Origin of the sequence: Aquamicrobium segne, assembly GCF_042656785.1 — a bacterium.
In the GTDB taxonomy this organism is placed as follows: domain Bacteria; phylum Pseudomonadota; class Alphaproteobacteria; order Rhizobiales; family Rhizobiaceae; genus Mesorhizobium; species Mesorhizobium segne.
This window is the reverse complement of sequence record NZ_JBHSLL010000012.1, coordinates 436,945-452,969: the sequence shown is the minus strand read 5'-3', so window position 1 is coordinate 452,969 and position 16,025 is coordinate 436,945. Positions and strand designations below refer to the sequence as shown.

Genomic DNA, 16,025 nt, shown 5'->3' with positions numbered 1-16,025 from the left:
TGGTGCGCGTTCCGATCATCCCTTTGTTCGCAGGAACGCACTCGCATCCCTTCGTCCCGCTCGGCGACAAGACGGCGGGCGCGCGCAGCGAAGGTCAAGGGCGGCCACCGGCCGGCGCTTTGCGCGCACCCTTTACCGTAGCGAGCACGCTGGCAGGCTGGCGTCATAGCGGCGACAGGAAGCCATGGCGCTATGCCGTCCTGTTGCTGGCCGGCGCACTATCAGTCTGCGCCGGATCGGGCGTCGCAGTCGCGCAATCCGCGTCGGTCGTGCGCCCGGTTGCCGTCGACCCCTATGCCGCGCACATCACTGAGGCGTCGCAGCGGTTCGGCATCCCCGAACACTGGATTCGCGCCGTCCTGCGCGCCGAGAGCGCGGGCGACGTGCGCGCGATTTCGTCGGCCGGCGCGATGGGATTGATGCAGGTTATGCCCGACACCTGGGCGGGCCTGCGTGCCCGTCACCGGCTCGGCCGCGATACCTATCAGCCCCGCGACAACATCCTCGCAGGCACGGCCTATCTGCGCGAGATGTGGGATCGCTACGGCAATGTCGGCGCGATGCTCGCGGCCTACAATGCCGGCCCCGGCCGCTACGACGAGCACCGTTCGACCGGCCGTCCGCTGCCGGCCGAGACACGCGCCTATGTCGCCGCGCTCGCGCCGATCCTTGGCGGTGCGGCTGCATCCGAAGCGCCGTCATCGGCACCGCCACCGCCGCCCGACTGGCGCGACGCACCGCTCTTTATCATGCGGCCGAACGACAGCCAGGCAATCGCCGCGCAGCCGTCCGACACGCAATCCGGCGACGCTCGCGCGACCGTTCCGGTGCGCGATCCCACCGCTATGGAACCGCAAGACGGCAGCATTTTTGTAGCCCGCGCGAGCGTCGGAGATACGCCATGAAGGTGGCATTCCCGCGCTCGGCGGCGCACGATCCGGTGTGCAGTCAGGCGGGTTCGCGTCTGGCTGCATACCGGGCCGGAGAGGCAGAGAAGGACGAAAGAGCGGAGGGCAAGATAAAGGAAACCGGCACTAGGTCGGCCGGATTTCTGAAATTGTTGTTGTCTGCACACTGGTTAGGGGAGCCGCGAGCGGCACCATGCTTTTTGATCCCGCGTGCCGCGATATTGCGCAAAGCCTTGGCTTTGCTGGATTTCGACCGGCACCATGACCGCCGAACACCCGATTTTCTTGGGTTTTGGCCGGAGGCGCGGACGTGAGCGCCGACGACGAAAACCGCTTCCGCCCGAAGCCCGGCCGCATCCGATCCGACGCGCCGAAGGGCGGCAAGACCAAGAGCTTTCTCACCCAGGCGAAGAAGATCGCGCGGCAGCACAGCACCACGTCATCCAGATCGTCGCCGCGCCCAGGCAAGACCTCGACCGCCAAGGGCGGCAAGGGCGCGCGCTCGACTGGAGGACCGGGCGTCCGGCGCGGACGCGGCGCGGCCTTCGTGCGCGCTCGCACCCTGTCAGGCGGCTGGCGTCACAGCGCGCCCGGAATGCGCCGCGTCGTCGTCAAGACCCGCTACGTCAAGGAGGCGGGCAGGAACGGAAGGGCGGCCGCCCATCTGCGCTACATCCAGCGCGACGGCACATCGCGCGACGGCGAGCGCGGGCAGCTCTATTCGGCGACCGAGGACCGCGCCGATGGCGCTGCCTTCCTTGAGCGCGGCCAGGAGGATCGCCACCAATTCAGATTCATCGTCTCGCCGGAGGACGGCGCGGACCTGTCGGACCTGACAGCCTATACCCGCGACCTCATGCGCCAGATGGAAGCCGACCTTGGCACGAAACTCGATTGGGTTGCGGTCAATCACCACAACACCGGCCATCCCCATGTGCATGTCATCGTGCGCGGCAAGGATGACCTGGGCGAGAACCTTGTCATCAACGGCGACTATCTCGCCAACGGCATCCGCGAGCGGGCGAGCGAATTGACCACGCTGGAGCTTGGCCCCGTCACCGAGATCGAGCAGACCCGCAAGCTGTCGGCCGAGATCGACCAGGACCGTTTCACCCGCATCGACCGGGCTATGGTCGAGGAAGCCGACGATAGGTTCCTCGACCTTCGCCAAGAGCCGGCCGAGCCGCGCCGCCAGTTCAACCGGGCGCTTCGCCTGCGCCGTCTCGCCAAGCTGGACAAGATGGGGCTTGCGACCGAGCACGCGCCGGGCGTTTGGGAATTGAGCGAGCGCATGGAGCCGACCTTGCGCGAGATGGGCGAGCGCGGCGACATCATCCGCAACATGCACAAGGCGTTGAAGGCCGATGGCCTGGAGCGCGACCCGCTGACCTTCCAAATCCATGACGGGCCGCCCGAAAAGCCCATCGTCGGCCGCGTCGTCGATAAGTATCTGTCCGACGAGCTGGGCGAGAACCTGACCGTCGTGGTGGACGGGATCGACGGCCGGACCCACCATGTCGCCGGCATCGACGCGGCCCGCGTCGAGGACGCGCGGATAGGCAGCGTCGTCGAGATCGGCCCGGCCGAAACGGCAAGCCGTCCGTCCGACCGGACCATTGCCGCCATCGCCGAGGATGGCGTCTATCGGCCGAGTCGCCATCTGGAACAGGCGAAGTTCGAGGGCCGCGTTCCGGGCGGCGATTATGAAGGTTATGTTGATGCTCATGTGCGCCGGCTGGAGGCATTGCGCCGCGCCGGCATCGTCGAGCGGATCGACGCCGACCAATGGCGCATCCCCGAAGATTTCGAGAGCCGCGCCGCCGCCTACGACGCCGGCCGCAACCGGCAGGCCAGCGTTCGCGTCCTTTCGGTGCTCGACCTTGAAAAGCAGATCGGCGCGGACGGCGCGACCTGGCTCGACCGGCGCTTGGTTACGCCCGACGCAACCGACCTTGCGTCGGCCGGCTTCGGCCAGCAGGTGCGCGAGGCGATGGACCAGCGCCGCGAGCATCACGTCGAGCATGGCGACGCCACGCGCAGCCGGGACGGCCGAATCTTCTACCGGCGCAATCTTCTCGCCACGCTACGCGAGCGCGAGGTTGCCAGCTTCGGCGCGGAGATGGCGGCGAGCAAAGTGCTGCCGTTCCGTGCCGCCGCCCATGGCGAAACCGTCAGCGGCAAGTTCACCGGCACCGTGCAACTGACCAGCGGCAAGTTCGCCATCGTCGAGAAATCGCACGAGTTCACCCTTGTCCCTTGGCGGCCAGTCATCGACCGCCAGCTCGGCCGTGAGATCATGGGCGTCGTGCAGGGCGGTTCGGTGTCGTGGCAGTTGGGGCGGCAGAAGGGGTTGGGACTGTAATGCTGTTTCGACCGCGATGCTGGCAACGCTGATGCCGGATACCCACAGTCCACCGGCCTGACCTAGCTCATTCACCAGATGTAAACTAAATCATGTGATTGATTTAGTGCCTGATCCACGCTAATGCTGACCGTGGGACAGGGGCCGGCACTCGTCGCGAGCGAGCGAATGGCGGCTTTCGGTTCCCCAAGATGAAGAATGGAGCACGGGCGACATGTCGGGACGAAGGATCGAACGCGGCGATCAAACTCGCGAGAAGCTGCTTGTCGCAGCCATCGATGTTTTCGGGCGTGTCGGTTTCGACGGCGCGACGACCCGCATGCTTTGCGAGAAGGCCGGAGCAAACCAGCAGGCGATTGCCTATTATTTCGGGAACAAGGAGGGCCTTTATCTCGGTGCGGCGACCTCCATCGCCGATGGCATCAAGGATCACATCGCCCCGCTGCGAAGCCTTGTCTTTGCCCGCGTCGAAGAAGCGCGCTCGGGAACAATGCCGCTCGGCACGGACGAGGCGCGTCGCCTGCTAACCGAGATCATTCAGCGGATGGCGGCGCTGTTCGTGAGCAGCCGTTCCGAGCCTTGGGCGCGCTTCATTATCCGCGAGCAGATGCAGCCGACTAAGGCCTTTCGTTACCTCTACGACGACCTGATGGGACCACTGCTCAATGTATGTGACCATCTGGTTGGAACCTTGCTCGGCGAAGACCCAGCTTCCGAGCATGTGCGCCTCAGAACCCTCTCCCTTGTCGGAAGTGTCCTCATGTTCAGGATGGCGCGCGCTTCGGTTCTCGCCGCACTTAATTGGGAAACGATAGACGACAAAGGGCTCGCCGCTATCGAAGCGCTAGCGATAGAACTCGTCGCGTCCATCGCGCCTGCTTCCCCGAACGAGGGAGGCGCATAGTGTCCCGCCGCATCATTATCCTGGCATTCATCATCGCGGGCGTCGCAGCGGCGGGATACTACACTCGCGGCTTCGGCTTCTTGGAAAAGCCCAACGAGGGGCTGGTCCTCTATGGGAATGTCGATATTCGCCAGGTGAATCTCGGGTTTCGCGTTGCAGGGCGCATCGCGGAAATGCCGATTGATGAAGGCGCGTCGGTCGAGGCTGGTGCAACTCTGGCACAACTCGACCGTCAACCATTCATCGACGCACTGGCGGGTGCCGAAGCGCAAGTTGCAACCGCCCGCGCCGAACTCGAAAAGCGGCGGAACGGGAATCGACCCCAGGAAATAGCCCAGGCGGAGGCTGCGGTCGCCGTCCGAAGGGCGGACATGGTGCGAAGCCGAGAAGCCTTCCAACGTCGGCGGACGTTGGTAGCGACGGGCGCTGTATCCCAATCAGTTTTCGAGGCCGCCGAGGCTGAATACCACGCCGCCGAAGCGCAGCTTCGGGCGGCAGACGAAGCATTGGCGCTGCTTCGCGCCGGCACGCGCGTCGAAGACATCGCGGCTGCGGAGGCGCAACTCGCGGCCGCGATAGCGGAACGCGACAGGGTGAAAACCAACCTGGCCGACACGACGCTTCAAGCACCGGACGCCGGCACGATCCTTACGCGAGCGGCCGAGCCCGGCGCCATCGTCCAGTCCGGCGCAACCATCTTCACGCTCACCATCAATCGTCCGATCCGGGTGCGCGCCTATGTAGCCGAACCTGACCTTGGGCGGATCGCGCCCGGCATGACCGCGTTCGTAACCACTGACGGCAATCCCAAAGTCTATCGCGGGGTGATCGGCTTTATCTCACCAACCGCCGAGTTCACGCCGAAGACGGTCCAGACCGAACAACTGCGCGCCGATCTCGTCTATCGCTTGAGGATCAACGTCAGCGATCCCGATGACCGTCTCCGTCAAGGTCAGCCCGTGACCGTGAGGCTCCAACAGAGCCCGGACCCAGGGGCGGGCCAGTGAAATGACAGAGGCAGTCGCCCACGCTGTAGATGTCACCAAACGCTTCGCGCCCAATGCAGCCCCGGCACTTGATGCCGTGAGCATGGAGGTGATGGGCGGCGTGATGACCGGCTTGGTCGGCCCTGATGGCGCGGGCAAGACAACGCTGATCCGTTTGCTCGCCGGATTGCTCGACCCGGATGAAGGGGAAGTTACCCTTCTCGGCGAGCCCGCCATCGCGGCCGATAGATCGGCACTAGGCTACATGCCGCAACGCTTCGGGCTCTACGAAGACCTGTCGGTTATCGAGAACCTTTCACTCTACGCTGATCTTCGCGGCTTACCCCCAGGGAAAGAACGCACGGAGCGCTTTTCCCAACTCCTGTCTTTCACGGACCTTGAGCGATTCCGCCCCCGGTTGGCTGGCCGTCTATCGGGTGGCATGAAGCAAAAGCTGGGCCTCGCCTGCGCGCTAGTGCGGCCCCCTCGCGTGCTGCTGCTTGATGAGCCTGGCGTTGGCGTCGATCCCGTGGCCAGACGGGAATTATGGGCGATGGTCCGCCAGCTCACGACGGAGGGCATGGGCGTCGTCTGGTCCACCGCCTATCTCGACGAGGCCGAGAAGTGCGATACGGTATTCCTGCTGAACGAAGGCAAGCTGCTGTTCAGTGGACCGCCAAAGCGGCTGACATCCCGTGTCGAGGGTCGGACCTATCGTCTGTTTGGCCCTTCCGAAAGCCGGCGGTCTTTACTCGCCAGCCTTGTCCTTCGCGACGATGTAAAGGACGCCACCATCCAGGGCGCTTCCGTTCGCGTCCTCATGGACGAAGGCGCTGCTGCGCCGACCATAGAACGATTCGGAATGTCGCAGGGCGACCGAATCGAAGCCGTGCAGCCGCGATTTGAGGATGCGTTCATCGACATCCTTGGTGGAGGACCGAAAGGCGTTAGCCAACTCGCCGCGAGCTACAAGCCCATCGAAAAGTCCGACGCGCCGGCCATCGAGGCGCGAGAGCTTACCAAGGTTTTTGGGACGTTCACGGCGGCAGGCGACATCGCATTCTCCGTGCCGCAAGGCCGAATATTCGGCCTTCTCGGGCCGAATGGCGCTGGCAAGTCCACGACCTTCAAGATGCTTTGCGGGCTTCTCACGCCGACAGCGGGCGAAGGCCGCGTTGCTGGCCATGATCTTCGCACCGCCAGCGCGGAGGCGCGTCAGTCTCTCGGCTACATGGCGCAGAAATTTTCTTTGTATGGCGATCTTAGCGTTAAACAAAATCTGGACTTCTTCGCCGGAGCCTATGGCTTGAATCGACGCCAGCGGGCCGAGGCCGTTGCGCGCGTCATCGACATTTTCCAGCTTGAACGTCATCTGCCGGTGAACAGCGGAACATTGCCGCTAGGCTTCAAGCAACGGCTCTCGCTTGCCTGCGCCGTGCTCCATCAACCGGCCGTGCTTTTCTTGGATGAGCCGACATCGGGCGTGGACCCTATCACCCGCCGCGAGTTCTGGTTGCACATCAACGGCCTCGTGCAACGCGGCGTGACGGTGCTCGTCACCACCCACTTTATGGAAGAAGCGGAATATTGCGACCGCATAGCGCTGATCTATCGTGCGCAGGAAATCGCCCAAGGCACGCCCGAAGACCTCAAAACCCGCGCGGCTGAAATCAGTGGCGGCACAGACCTTACGATGGAGGACGCTTTCATTGCGCTGATCGAGGAAACGGATCGAAAGCGGGAGGCCGCATGAACGACCGCTTCTATCCTCGACGCTTCATGGCCCTGCTCGTCAAGGAGTCGCTACAGATTCTCCGCGACCCCTCGACGATGCTGATCGCCTTTGTGCTGCCGCTGCTCCTGCTTTTCCTGTTTGGATACGGCGTGTCTCTCGATACGGCGAGGACGCGGATCGGCTTGGCGGTTCAAGATTCCAGCGAAGCGGCGGCCAGCCTAGCGGGGGCTTACCGATCATCCCGGTGGTTTGAGGTTCAATCCCGGCGCGACGTGACTTTGCTCAAGGATGAACTGATCGCCGGGCATATCCGGGGCATCGTGGTCATTCCGAGTGATTTCGGCCAGAGGGTCGCAGCCGGGATCGACGCACCGATCCAGGTGATTACCGATGGCTCGCTGCCGAACACGGCATCCTTTGTCGCCGCCTATGCCGAAGGTGTGCGGGCCACCTGGGCGGAAGGCCGCGCACTGGATCGTGGCGTGCGACTAGCTCCCGCAATCGCCCCGCTGCCCCGCTTCTGGTTCAATCCGGGCCTCGAAAGTCGCTTCGCTCTCATTCCCGGCTCGATCAGCATTGTCATGACGATGATCGGGACGCTTCTGACCGCGCTCGTCGTCGCGCGGGAATGGGAGCGCGGCACGCTCGAAGCGTTGATGGCTACGCCTGTCAGCATGGGCGAGTTCCTGGCCACGAAAATCATTCCCTATTTCGTGCTTGGGCTCGGTTCGATGACGCTCTGCGTCGTCGTGGCCGTCTTCCTGTTCGGCGTGCCCTTTAGAGGGTCGATCCTCGCGCTGTATGCGGTTGGCGCGGCCTTCCTCATGCCGGCATTGGGCCAAGGCTTGCTGATTTCGGCCGCGACGAAGAACCAGTTCGTGGCCAGCCAGGTCGCGCTGCTGACCGCGTTCCTGCCCGGCCTTCTGCTGTCTGGATTTCTGTTCGAGATCGGCTCGATGCCGAAATTCATTCAGGGGATGACCTATGCGGTTCCAGCCCGCTACTTCATCCCGCCTCTGACCAGCGTTTTCGTGGTCGGCGATCTTTGGCCGATGTTCGTTCGCAGCATCCTGGCGATGCTGGGTTTCGGCCTCCTGTTCTTCGGCCTCGCCTTCAGAGTGACGCGCCGGAGGATCGCATGATGAGTTCCGCCAGCTTCGCGCGACTATCTGCGATCATCGTGAAAGAGCTATGGGCGGTCTTTCGCGACCCCAAGGCTCGCATCACCCTTATTGCGCCTCCCTTGCTCCAACTCGTCCTGTTCGGATTCGCGGCGACGCTGGAAGTGCGCAACTTCGACGTTGGCGTGCTCGACCGCGATTCCGGTATCTGGAGCCATGAAATTGTTTCGCGGGTGGCAGGCAGCCCCAACGTCAGCCGCATCGTGCCGCTCGCCTCGCCCGACGACATGCGGGAGGCAATCAACAATCAGCAGGTCATCGCCGTTCTCAGTTTCGATTCGCGATTCAGCGCGGCTATCGAGGGCGGGCAGATTGGCGAGGTTCAGATCGTCCTAGACGGGCGACGCTCGAACGCATCGCAGATCGTTTCCTCATACCTGCAACAGATCATTGGCCAGGTCGCAGCCGAAGCGCGCCCCGCCGCAACTCCAGGGCAGCCCACTACCCGAACCGTCGTCACCAACTGGTTCAATCCCGCGCTGATATATCTTTGGTTCGTGATGCCGGCGTTGCTTGTGACCCTGGGCGCAACCGGCACCTTGTCGATTACGGCTCAATCCGTTGCCCGCGAGCGGGAGCTAGGCACCTTCGATCAGCTTATGGTTTCGCCGTTGAGGGTCCACGAAATCCTCATTGGCAAGATGGCACCGCCTTTGCTGATCGGATTCTTCAATGCCACGCTCTATGTGATCCTAATCCCCACGGTCTTCGGAGTGCCGCTTACCGGCTCCGTGGCGTCGTTCTACTTCTCTCTGTTCTTCTATGTAGTGTCGCTGATCGGCGTCGGGATGCTGGTATCCACGTTGTCGCAAACCCAGCAACAAGCCTTTCTCGGCATGTTTCTGGTGACGGTGCCGCTAATCCTGCTGTCCGGCTTCGCCACTCCAGTCGATAACATGCCCGGCTGGCTACAGGTGATCGCTTTCGCCAATCCCTGCCGGCATTTCCTCGTCGTCTCCGAAGGCGTCTTCCTGAAAGACATGCCGGCGGCGGTCATTCTCGCGAACACATGGCCGCTGGCGGCTATCGCGTCCGTCACGCTGACCGTTTCGGCAATTCTTTTCCGCGCTCGGATGGAGTAGCCCATGCGTCATCCCCCGTTCCCGGCAATACTAGCCTCTCTTAGCGTTGCGGCCTGCACGGTCGGACCAAGCTATGTCGAATCCAGCCCGGCGGTGGCGCCCGGCTGGATTTCGGCTGCCAACCCACATCCGATTGATGAAGATTGGTGGCGCTCGTTCAACGATCCACAGCTCGTTGAACTCGTGGAATTGGCAGTAACCAGCAACCACGACGTTCGGGAGGCGGAAGCGCGCCTACGCGAAGCGCGGGCGCTGCGCGACGTCGCACGCGGTCGCGCCGGTCCAGATGCAGCATTATCCGGCGCGGCCACGGCGAACCGCGTCAGCGAAAACGGTCAATTGCCGGTTGCCAATGTTCCGGGGTTCGATCCTCAATTTTCCCTTTTCGATTTCGGATTCGATGCGTCGTGGGAAATCGACCTATGGGGCCGAACACGGCGTAGCATCGAAGCGGCGGACGCCCGTGCAGAGGCAATTCAGGAAGCCCGGCGCAATGTCATCTTACAGGTGATCGCAGAGGTTGTCCGAAGCTACGTCGATCTACGCGGCTCCCAAACTAGGCTGTTGGTTGCTCGCGCAGACGCCAACGCACAGCAGGCCATCGCCAGCCTGGTCGAAAGGCGGTTTAGGGCCGGCGAGGCGTCGCGCTTTGACTTTGCTCGTGCCGACACACAGGCTCGGGCAGCCAGCGTAAGCCTTGATGGGATTGAGGCCGACGCGCGCGCGGCAGCCTATCGCTTATCCTTGCTAACTGGCCAAGCACCGGGGGCGACTTCACTTCGGCTGTTGAGCCCTGGGTCGCTTCCGGTTGCTCCATCGCAGGTTACGGCTGGGCTTCCATCCGAACTGTTAAGGCGACGCCCGGATATACGTCAGGCAGAGCGCGAATTGGCGGCTTTCACCGCTGACGTTGGCGTGGCCACGGCTGACCTCTTTCCGCGACTATCGCTCATTGGGTCGATTGGTCAGCAAGCTCAGAGCGCGGGCGATCTGGCATCGGGGGCGAGCACACGATTGCAAGTTGGGCCGAGCTTCCATTGGCCCATATTCTCCATGGGGCGTATCCGAGCGCAGATTCGGGCGGCGGATGCCCGAGCCGATGCAGCCATGATCCGCTACGAGCGGAGCGTAACGGGCGCGCTTACTGACAGTGAGACGGCGCTTAACCGATATGCCGCCGCACAGATCATGCGCCGGAAAGCGGAGGGGGCGACAACGCAGGCGGCCGCTGCGGTCGATCTTGCCCGCCAGCGCTACCAGGCTGGCGAGGACGACCTAACGATATTGCTGAACGCGCAATCCGCATACAGCGCTGCGGAGCGTGCGAGCCTTGATGCTCGCGTCGGCGAGTTGATGGCCGTTGTCGCTCTCTACAAGGCACTAGGGGGCGGATGGGAGGCCGCCGTCTCATGATCGGTCTGCCGCTGATTTTCCGGTCAGACATTCACAATGTCCCCGCTGTCCGGCGCGACGGTCGCCGTCGATTGACCGAGCACAGGTGAAACGGTGCGGCGGCGGCGTTCAACACCCATGATCGACCGCAAATGGGGAGTGCCGACCTCGTTGGGTTCACGCATTCCTCTAGCGTCCCTCATTCAAACGCTCGCTGTCGCCGAATATCTGAACTTCCGGCACGCTGCGAACGCACTCGGCGTCAGCCTGTCGAGCGTTAGTGCTCGCGTGAAGACGCTGGAGCAAGACCTTGGCGTTTTGCTGTTCGAGCGCCATGCGCGAGGCGTCCGGCTGACAGAGGCCGGTCGGCAGTTCGTCGAGCATGTTGCGGCCGGCGTCGATCAACTCGACCATGCCGTGAAGACCGCCGGCATGGCGGCGTCAGGAGAGTGCGGACGCCTGCGCATCGGCGTCCATGCCCTGATCCCTCGCAGCTTCCTCGCAGGACTGATCGGACAGTATCGCGAAGACTATCCCGGCATCGAAGTCGAGATCACGGAAGGCACGGCACGCGATGCGGTTATGCAATTGCGGGCCGACCGTCTGGACATCGTATTCATGGCAGGCACGCCCGAGCTACCCGACTGCCACACGCGGCGGATATGGACCGAACCGCTGGTCGCCGCGCTGCCGGATAGGCATCGGCTCGCCAAACAAGCCGCCGTCACCTGGGCCGATCTAGCGGGCGAGACGTTCCTTGCCCGGCACGGCGGCACCGGCCCACAAGTCCATGACCATATCGTGCTGCGCCTTGCCGGACGCTGGCCGGCATCATCTATCCAACGCTTCGATGTCGAGCGCGGCACGCTGCTTTCCATGGTCGGACAGGGCTTCGGCGTCACCATCGTCGGCGCGGCTACGTCGCTGCTACGCACTTCCGACGTTACTTTCCTTCCGGTCGCGGACGAACCGGAGCCGGTTCCTTTCTCGGCCGTCTGGTCGCCATTCAACTGTAGCGCGGCGCTTCGCAATTTGCTCACCCTCGCAAGAGAAATGGGGCGCACTATCCCGGCGGATTGAGTCTCGTCCGCGATTCGTTACGGTCTTCCCGCGACAGACATCCGCGCAGATAAATGAGTGGACCCAACCCGTCCTATTTGCCGCCGATAGTATCCGACAGCCCTCCCGCATCCTCTTTCCTGTTGCCTACCTCCCAAACGACTACTTTCTGATCGGCTCCATCTTTTTTCTCGACTGGAGCCGCTATGCGCGGAGGCCGAATCCTTTGGGGTCAGATCGCCGTCGTCTTCACCATCGTTCTGGTGATGACTTGGGCGGCGACGCAATGGACCGCATGGCGTCTCGGCTTTCAGGCGCAGCTCGGCAATCCATGGTTCGAGCTGGCTGGCTGGCCGATCTACTACCCACCCGCGCTGTTCTGGTGGTGGTATGCCTTCGATGCCTATGCGCCATCGATTTTCGTCGAGGGTGGCGTCATCGCAGCGTCGGGCGGGCTTATGGCCATTGCCGCCGCAATCATGATGTCGATCATCCGGGCGCGGGAGGCGCGCAACGTCGCCACCTATGGATCGGCACGATGGGCCGAGGACAAGGAAATCCGCACGGCCGGATTGCTCGGCCCCGATGGCGTCGTGCTCGGCCGGCGCGAACGCGACTATCTGCGCCATGATGGGCCGGAGCATGTGCTTTGCTTCGCACCTACGCGGTCAGGCAAAGGCGTCGGCCTCGTGGTGCCGACGCTGCTGACCTGGCCGGGAAGCTGCATCGTCCACGATATAAAAGGGGAGAACTGGACGCTGACTGCCGGCTTTCGGGCGAAACATGGCCGCGTCCTGCTGTTCGATCCGACCAACGCGAAGTCGTCGGCCTACAACCCGCTACTGGAGGTGCGCCAGGGCGAATGGGAAGTCCGCGACGTGCAGAACATCGCGGATATTCTCGTCGATCCCGAAGGGAGCTTGGACCGAAGAAACCATTGGGAAAAGACGAGCCACAGCCTGCTTGTCGGCGCAATCCTGCACGTCCTCTATGCCGAACCCGACAAGACGCTGGCCGGCGTCGCCAGCTTCCTTTCCGATCCGAAGCGCCCCGTCGAGGCGACCTTGCGCGCGATGATGGACACCCTGCACCTGGGCGAAGCCGGCGTTCATCCCGTCATCGCGTCATCGGCCCGCGAGCTGTTGAACAAGAGCGAGAACGAGCGCAGCGGCGTGTTGTCCACCGCCATGTCGTTCCTGGGTTTGTATCGCGATCCTGTGGTGGCGCGGGTGACGGCGCGGTGCGACTGGCGCATTGCCGATCTTGTCGGCAGCAAGAAGCCGGTCAGCCTCTACCTTGTCGTGCCGCCGTCCGACATCAACCGCACCAAGCCGCTCATTCGCCTGATCCTCAATCAGATTGGCAGGCGGTTGACGGAGGAATTGCACACGTCCGGCAAGCGGCATCGGCTGCTGTTGATGCTCGACGAGTTTCCTGCGCTCGGCCGGCTCGATTTTTTTGAATCCGCGCTCGCCTTCATGGCCGGATATGGCCTCAAAAGCTTTTTGATCGCGCAGAGCCTCAACCAGATCGAAAAGGCTTACGGGGCGAACAACAGCGTATTGGATAATTGTCACGTCCGCGTCGCCTTCGCGACGAACGACGAGCGGACGGCGAAAAGGATCAGCGATGCGCTCGGCACCGCGACCGAGCTGCGCGATTCTACCAACTATGCCGGCCACCGGCTTGCGCCGTGGCTAGGGCATTTGATGGTTTCGCGGCAGGAGACGGCACGGCCGCTGCTCACGCCCGGAGAGGTGATGCAGCTTCCGCCGAGCGACGAGATCGTGATGGTTGCCGGCACGCCGCCCATCCGCGCGACCAAGGCCCGCTATTTCGAGGATGCGCGGTTCATGGAACGCATCCTGACCCCGCCCGATCCGGCAGCCGATCCCGCCGCCGCGAACCCGTCATCCGACGATTGGTCGAGCCGCATCGTCGCGGCGACGAAAGCAGCGGCCCCGGCCACGGCCGGCGGGACCGAAGGCGATCCGGCCAATGCCGGTATCCGCCGCGAGCCGGAATTGCCGGAGCATGAGGAAATCGTCGCGCCGCCACGTCCGCCCGAACAGGAGTTCGACATTCAGGACGATGAACCGGACGTTGACGCCGCCAAAGCCCGCGCGCTGCGCCAGCGTATGCGGATGGTCGCGCGGCAAGCGTCGCTCGACCCCGGCGACGGCATCGAGCTTTGAGGATACGCCCATGACCACCCGAACCCGCATGAACGTCTATTTCGCCCCGGACTTGCTCGCACAGGTCGAGGCGCTGGCGCTGCGCCGCCAAGTGTCGAAATCCGCCATCGTCGAGGCAGCCGTGGCGTCCTTCCTGTCCGGCGACAGTTCGGATCGGCTGGAGGCGGCCATGTCGCGCCGCCTCGACAAGCTCGGCCGCGAGATCCACGCGCTCGACGAGGATCTTGCCGTGCTCGGCGAAACCGTCTCGCTGTTCGTCAACATCTGGCTTTCCGCCACGCCGCCGCTGCCGGAGAGCGCGCAGGCCGCCGCCCGCGCGAAAGGTGCCGAACGGTTCGAGGGTTTCATGCAGACGCTCGGCCGGCGTCTTGCGACCGGCGACAGGTTCCTCAAAGAGTTGTCGCGCGATGTCGATTCGCTTCCCGATAGTCCATCGCAAGATCAGTTCGAGGCAGATGGCAGCGTAACCTGAATTTCCAACCCGTCCTATTCGCCGCCGATAGCCGCCGATCACCGCATCCCCTTCGATACTTGTTGAATCAGCCTGATTTCAGGCTCCTTTAATCGACCCCGTTGCGGGGACGGTCTGTCGCGCCCCGTCAGGAATCGGGGCCGATATGACATCCACACACCATAAGCCGGAAGCGATACAGCGCGGCGCGCGCATGTTGCGCACCGCGCTCGGCGCGGCCATCGCCCGGTTTCTGGAAGACCCGGCCGTGGTCGAGGTCATGCTGAATCCAGACGGGCGAATCTGGATCGACCGACTTTCCGAAGGGCTGGCCGACACGGGCGAAACGATGTCGCCGGCCGATGGCGAACGCATCGTCCGTCTTGTCGCTCACCACGTCGGCGCAGAGGTTCACGCGCGATCCCCGCGCGTCTCGGCAGAGCTTCCCGAAACCGGCGAGCGGTTCGAGGGACTTTTGCCGCCCGTCGTCGCTGCACCGGCATTTGCGATCAGGAAGCCCGCCGTCGCGGTGTTCAGCCTCGACGACTATGTAGCTGCCGGCATCATGTCCGCCGACCAGGCCGTGACGTTGCGCACCGCCGTCGCATCGCGTGCGAACATCCTTGTCGCGGGCGGCACGAGCACCGGCAAAACGACGCTGACCAATGCGCTGCTCGCCGAGGTGGCGAAGGGCGCGGATCGCGTCGTCATCATCGAGGATACGCGCGAGCTGCAATGCGCCGCGCCCAACCTTGTCGCCATGCGGACGAAGGACGGCGTGGCGACGCTATCCGATCTTGTGCGGTCCTCGCTTCGCCTGCGCCCCGACCGCATCCCCATCGGCGAGGTGCGCGGCGCGGAAGCCCTCGACCTGCTCAAAGCCTGGGGCACGGGCCATCCGGGCGGCATCGGCACCATCCATGCCGGCACCGGCATCGGCGCGCTCCGTCGCCTTGAACAGCTCATTCAAGAGGCTGTCGTCACGGTCCCGCGCGCTCTGATCGCGGAAACCATCGACCTTGTTGCCGTCCTTTCCGGGCGCGGTTCCGCGCGCCGGCTGGCCGAACTCGCCCGCGTCGAAGGGCTGGGGCCGGACGGCGATTACCGCATCACCCCCGCAATCCCCAACAGCACAGGAGAACCCACATGATCCGCACGCTTTCGCGCGGCTACCGCACCATGGCGACCGCAACCGCCGCTGTTTCCATCAGCATGATCCTCGCCCCGGCCGCTCATGCGTCCGGTTCGTCAATGCCGTGGGAGCAACCGCTTCAACAAGTCCTTCAATCCATCGAAGGGCCGGTTGCCAAGGTGGTGGCCGTTATCATCATCATCGCAACCGGCCTGACCCTGGCGTTCGGCGATACATCGGGCGGTTTCCGTCGCCTGATCCAGATCGTATTCGGTCTGTCCATCGCGTTCGCGGCATCGAGCTTCTTCCTGTCGTTCTTCTCGTTCGGCGGCGGGGCGCTCGTTTGATGGCCGCCGTCCTCGAACAACTCGACGCGGTGCCGGGATTTTCGGTCCCGGTCCATCGGGCGCTGACCGAGCACATCATGCTCGGCGGCGCACCGCGCGCCATCGCCATCATGAACGGCACTCTCGCCGGGGCCGTGGGCCTTGGCCTGCGCCTCTGGCTTGTGGGCCTCGCCATATGGGCCATCGGCCATTTCGCGGCCGTATGGGCGGCGAAGCGCGACCCGCTCTTTGTCGAGGTGGGGCGGCGGCATCTGCGCATTCCCGCAAATCTCGCAGCGTGAGGGCGTGGCC

Annotated in this window: 15 protein-coding genes; all 15 read left to right on the top strand. The window is 63.7% G+C overall.

Going from position 1 to position 16,025, the window contains the following annotated elements; all coding sequences use genetic code 11:
* Positions 1-2: 2 nt before the first annotated feature.
* Positions 3-905: a lytic transglycosylase domain-containing protein gene (locus ACFPLB_RS05450; RefSeq protein ID WP_378228327.1), complete on the top strand. Its 903-nt coding sequence runs from the start codon at positions 3-5 to the stop codon at positions 903-905.
* Entirely contained in the window at positions 902-1,222 is a 321-nt protein-coding gene (locus ACFPLB_RS05445; protein WP_040590837.1) for a hypothetical protein, read from the top strand. The genes ACFPLB_RS05450 and ACFPLB_RS05445 overlap by 4 nt, the downstream gene beginning before the upstream one ends.
* A gap of 281 nt (positions 1,223-1,503) precedes the next feature.
* Positions 1,504-3,270 (top strand): relaxase/mobilization nuclease domain-containing protein, encoded by a 1,767-nt coding sequence (locus ACFPLB_RS05440; RefSeq protein WP_378228391.1) that lies wholly within the window; start codon positions 1,504-1,506, stop codon positions 3,268-3,270.
* Positions 3,271-3,484: 214 nt separating this feature from the next.
* Entirely contained in the window at positions 3,485-4,174 is a 690-nt protein-coding gene (locus ACFPLB_RS05435; RefSeq protein ID WP_378228326.1) for a CerR family C-terminal domain-containing protein, read from the top strand.
* Complete coding sequence (gene hlyD / locus ACFPLB_RS05430; RefSeq protein ID WP_378228325.1) at positions 4,174-5,181, top strand: secretion protein HlyD; 1,008 nt, start codon at positions 4,174-4,176, stop codon at positions 5,179-5,181. The genes ACFPLB_RS05435 and hlyD overlap by 1 nt, the downstream gene beginning before the upstream one ends.
* A gap of 1 nt (position 5,182) precedes the next feature.
* Positions 5,183-6,913 (top strand): ATP-binding cassette domain-containing protein, encoded by a 1,731-nt coding sequence (locus ACFPLB_RS05425; RefSeq protein WP_378228324.1) that lies wholly within the window; start codon positions 5,183-5,185, stop codon positions 6,911-6,913.
* Positions 6,910-8,037, top strand: a complete 1,128-nt coding sequence (locus ACFPLB_RS05420; RefSeq protein ID WP_378228323.1) for an ABC transporter permease — start codon at positions 6,910-6,912, stop codon at positions 8,035-8,037. Before ACFPLB_RS05425 ends, ACFPLB_RS05420 begins: the two co-directional genes overlap by 4 nt.
* The gene (locus tag ACFPLB_RS05415; RefSeq protein WP_378228322.1) at positions 8,034-9,158 is read left to right on the top strand and encodes an ABC transporter permease; all 1,125 of its coding nucleotides are present in this window, start codon (positions 8,034-8,036) and stop codon (positions 9,156-9,158) included. The genes ACFPLB_RS05420 and ACFPLB_RS05415 overlap by 4 nt, the downstream gene beginning before the upstream one ends.
* 3 nt (positions 9,159-9,161) lie before the next feature.
* Positions 9,162-10,571 carry an efflux transporter outer membrane subunit gene (locus tag ACFPLB_RS05410; protein WP_378228321.1) on the top strand — a complete coding sequence of 470 codons (1,410 nt, stop codon included), beginning with the start codon at positions 9,162-9,164 and terminating at the stop codon, positions 10,569-10,571.
* 117 nt (positions 10,572-10,688) lie between these two features.
* Positions 10,689-11,630: a LysR family transcriptional regulator gene (locus tag ACFPLB_RS05405; protein WP_030540334.1), complete on the top strand. Its 942-nt coding sequence runs from the start codon at positions 10,689-10,691 to the stop codon at positions 11,628-11,630.
* Between the two features lie 185 nt (positions 11,631-11,815).
* Positions 11,816-13,804, top strand: a complete 1,989-nt coding sequence (locus ACFPLB_RS05400) for a conjugal transfer protein TraG (protein ID WP_378228320.1) — start codon at positions 11,816-11,818, stop codon at positions 13,802-13,804.
* 10 nt (positions 13,805-13,814) lie between these two features.
* The gene (locus ACFPLB_RS05395) at positions 13,815-14,276 is read left to right on the top strand and encodes a CopG family transcriptional regulator (RefSeq protein ID WP_003052333.1); all 462 of its coding nucleotides are present in this window, start codon (positions 13,815-13,817) and stop codon (positions 14,274-14,276) included.
* 145 nt (positions 14,277-14,421) lie between these two features.
* Positions 14,422-15,405 (top strand): P-type conjugative transfer ATPase TrbB, encoded by a 984-nt coding sequence (gene trbB / locus ACFPLB_RS05390; protein ID WP_378228319.1) that lies wholly within the window; start codon positions 14,422-14,424, stop codon positions 15,403-15,405.
* Positions 15,402-15,734, top strand: coding sequence for a TrbC/VirB2 family type IV secretion system protein (locus ACFPLB_RS05385; protein WP_003052341.1), 333 nt, complete (start codon positions 15,402-15,404; stop codon positions 15,732-15,734). Before trbB ends, ACFPLB_RS05385 begins: the two co-directional genes overlap by 4 nt.
* The gene (locus ACFPLB_RS05380; RefSeq protein WP_378228318.1) at positions 15,734-16,015 is read left to right on the top strand and encodes a VirB3 family type IV secretion system protein; all 282 of its coding nucleotides are present in this window, start codon (positions 15,734-15,736) and stop codon (positions 16,013-16,015) included. The genes ACFPLB_RS05385 and ACFPLB_RS05380 overlap by 1 nt, the downstream gene beginning before the upstream one ends.
* Positions 16,016-16,025: the final 10 nt, after the last annotated feature.

Excerpts from the sequence above, each read along its gene's own strand:
- ACFPLB_RS05440 (WP_378228391.1), top strand. The coding sequence starts at position 1,504 with ATGCGCCGCGTCGTCGTCAAGACCCGCTACGTCAAGGAGGCGGGCAGG.
- ACFPLB_RS05385 (WP_003052341.1), top strand. The coding sequence starts at position 15,402 with ATGATCCGCACGCTTTCGCGCGGCTACCGCACCATGGCGACCGCAACC.
- ACFPLB_RS05395 (WP_003052333.1), top strand. The coding sequence starts at position 13,815 with ATGACCACCCGAACCCGCATGAACGTCTATTTCGCCCCGGACTTGCTC.
- ACFPLB_RS05420 (WP_378228323.1), top strand. The coding sequence starts at position 6,910 with ATGAACGACCGCTTCTATCCTCGACGCTTCATGGCCCTGCTCGTCAAG.
- ACFPLB_RS05425 (WP_378228324.1), top strand. The coding sequence starts at position 5,183 with ATGACAGAGGCAGTCGCCCACGCTGTAGATGTCACCAAACGCTTCGCG.
- trbB (WP_378228319.1), top strand. The coding sequence starts at position 14,422 with ATGACATCCACACACCATAAGCCGGAAGCGATACAGCGCGGCGCGCGC.
- ACFPLB_RS05380 (WP_378228318.1), top strand. The coding sequence starts at position 15,734 with ATGGCCGCCGTCCTCGAACAACTCGACGCGGTGCCGGGATTTTCGGTC.
- ACFPLB_RS05445 (WP_040590837.1), top strand. The coding sequence starts at position 902 with ATGAAGGTGGCATTCCCGCGCTCGGCGGCGCACGATCCGGTGTGCAGT.
- ACFPLB_RS05435 (WP_378228326.1), top strand. The coding sequence starts at position 3,485 with ATGTCGGGACGAAGGATCGAACGCGGCGATCAAACTCGCGAGAAGCTG.
- ACFPLB_RS05400 (WP_378228320.1), top strand. The coding sequence starts at position 11,816 with ATGCGCGGAGGCCGAATCCTTTGGGGTCAGATCGCCGTCGTCTTCACC.
- ACFPLB_RS05405 (WP_030540334.1), top strand. The coding sequence starts at position 10,689 with ATGATCGACCGCAAATGGGGAGTGCCGACCTCGTTGGGTTCACGCATT.
- ACFPLB_RS05415 (WP_378228322.1), top strand. The coding sequence starts at position 8,034 with ATGATGAGTTCCGCCAGCTTCGCGCGACTATCTGCGATCATCGTGAAA.
- ACFPLB_RS05410 (WP_378228321.1), top strand. The coding sequence starts at position 9,162 with ATGCGTCATCCCCCGTTCCCGGCAATACTAGCCTCTCTTAGCGTTGCG.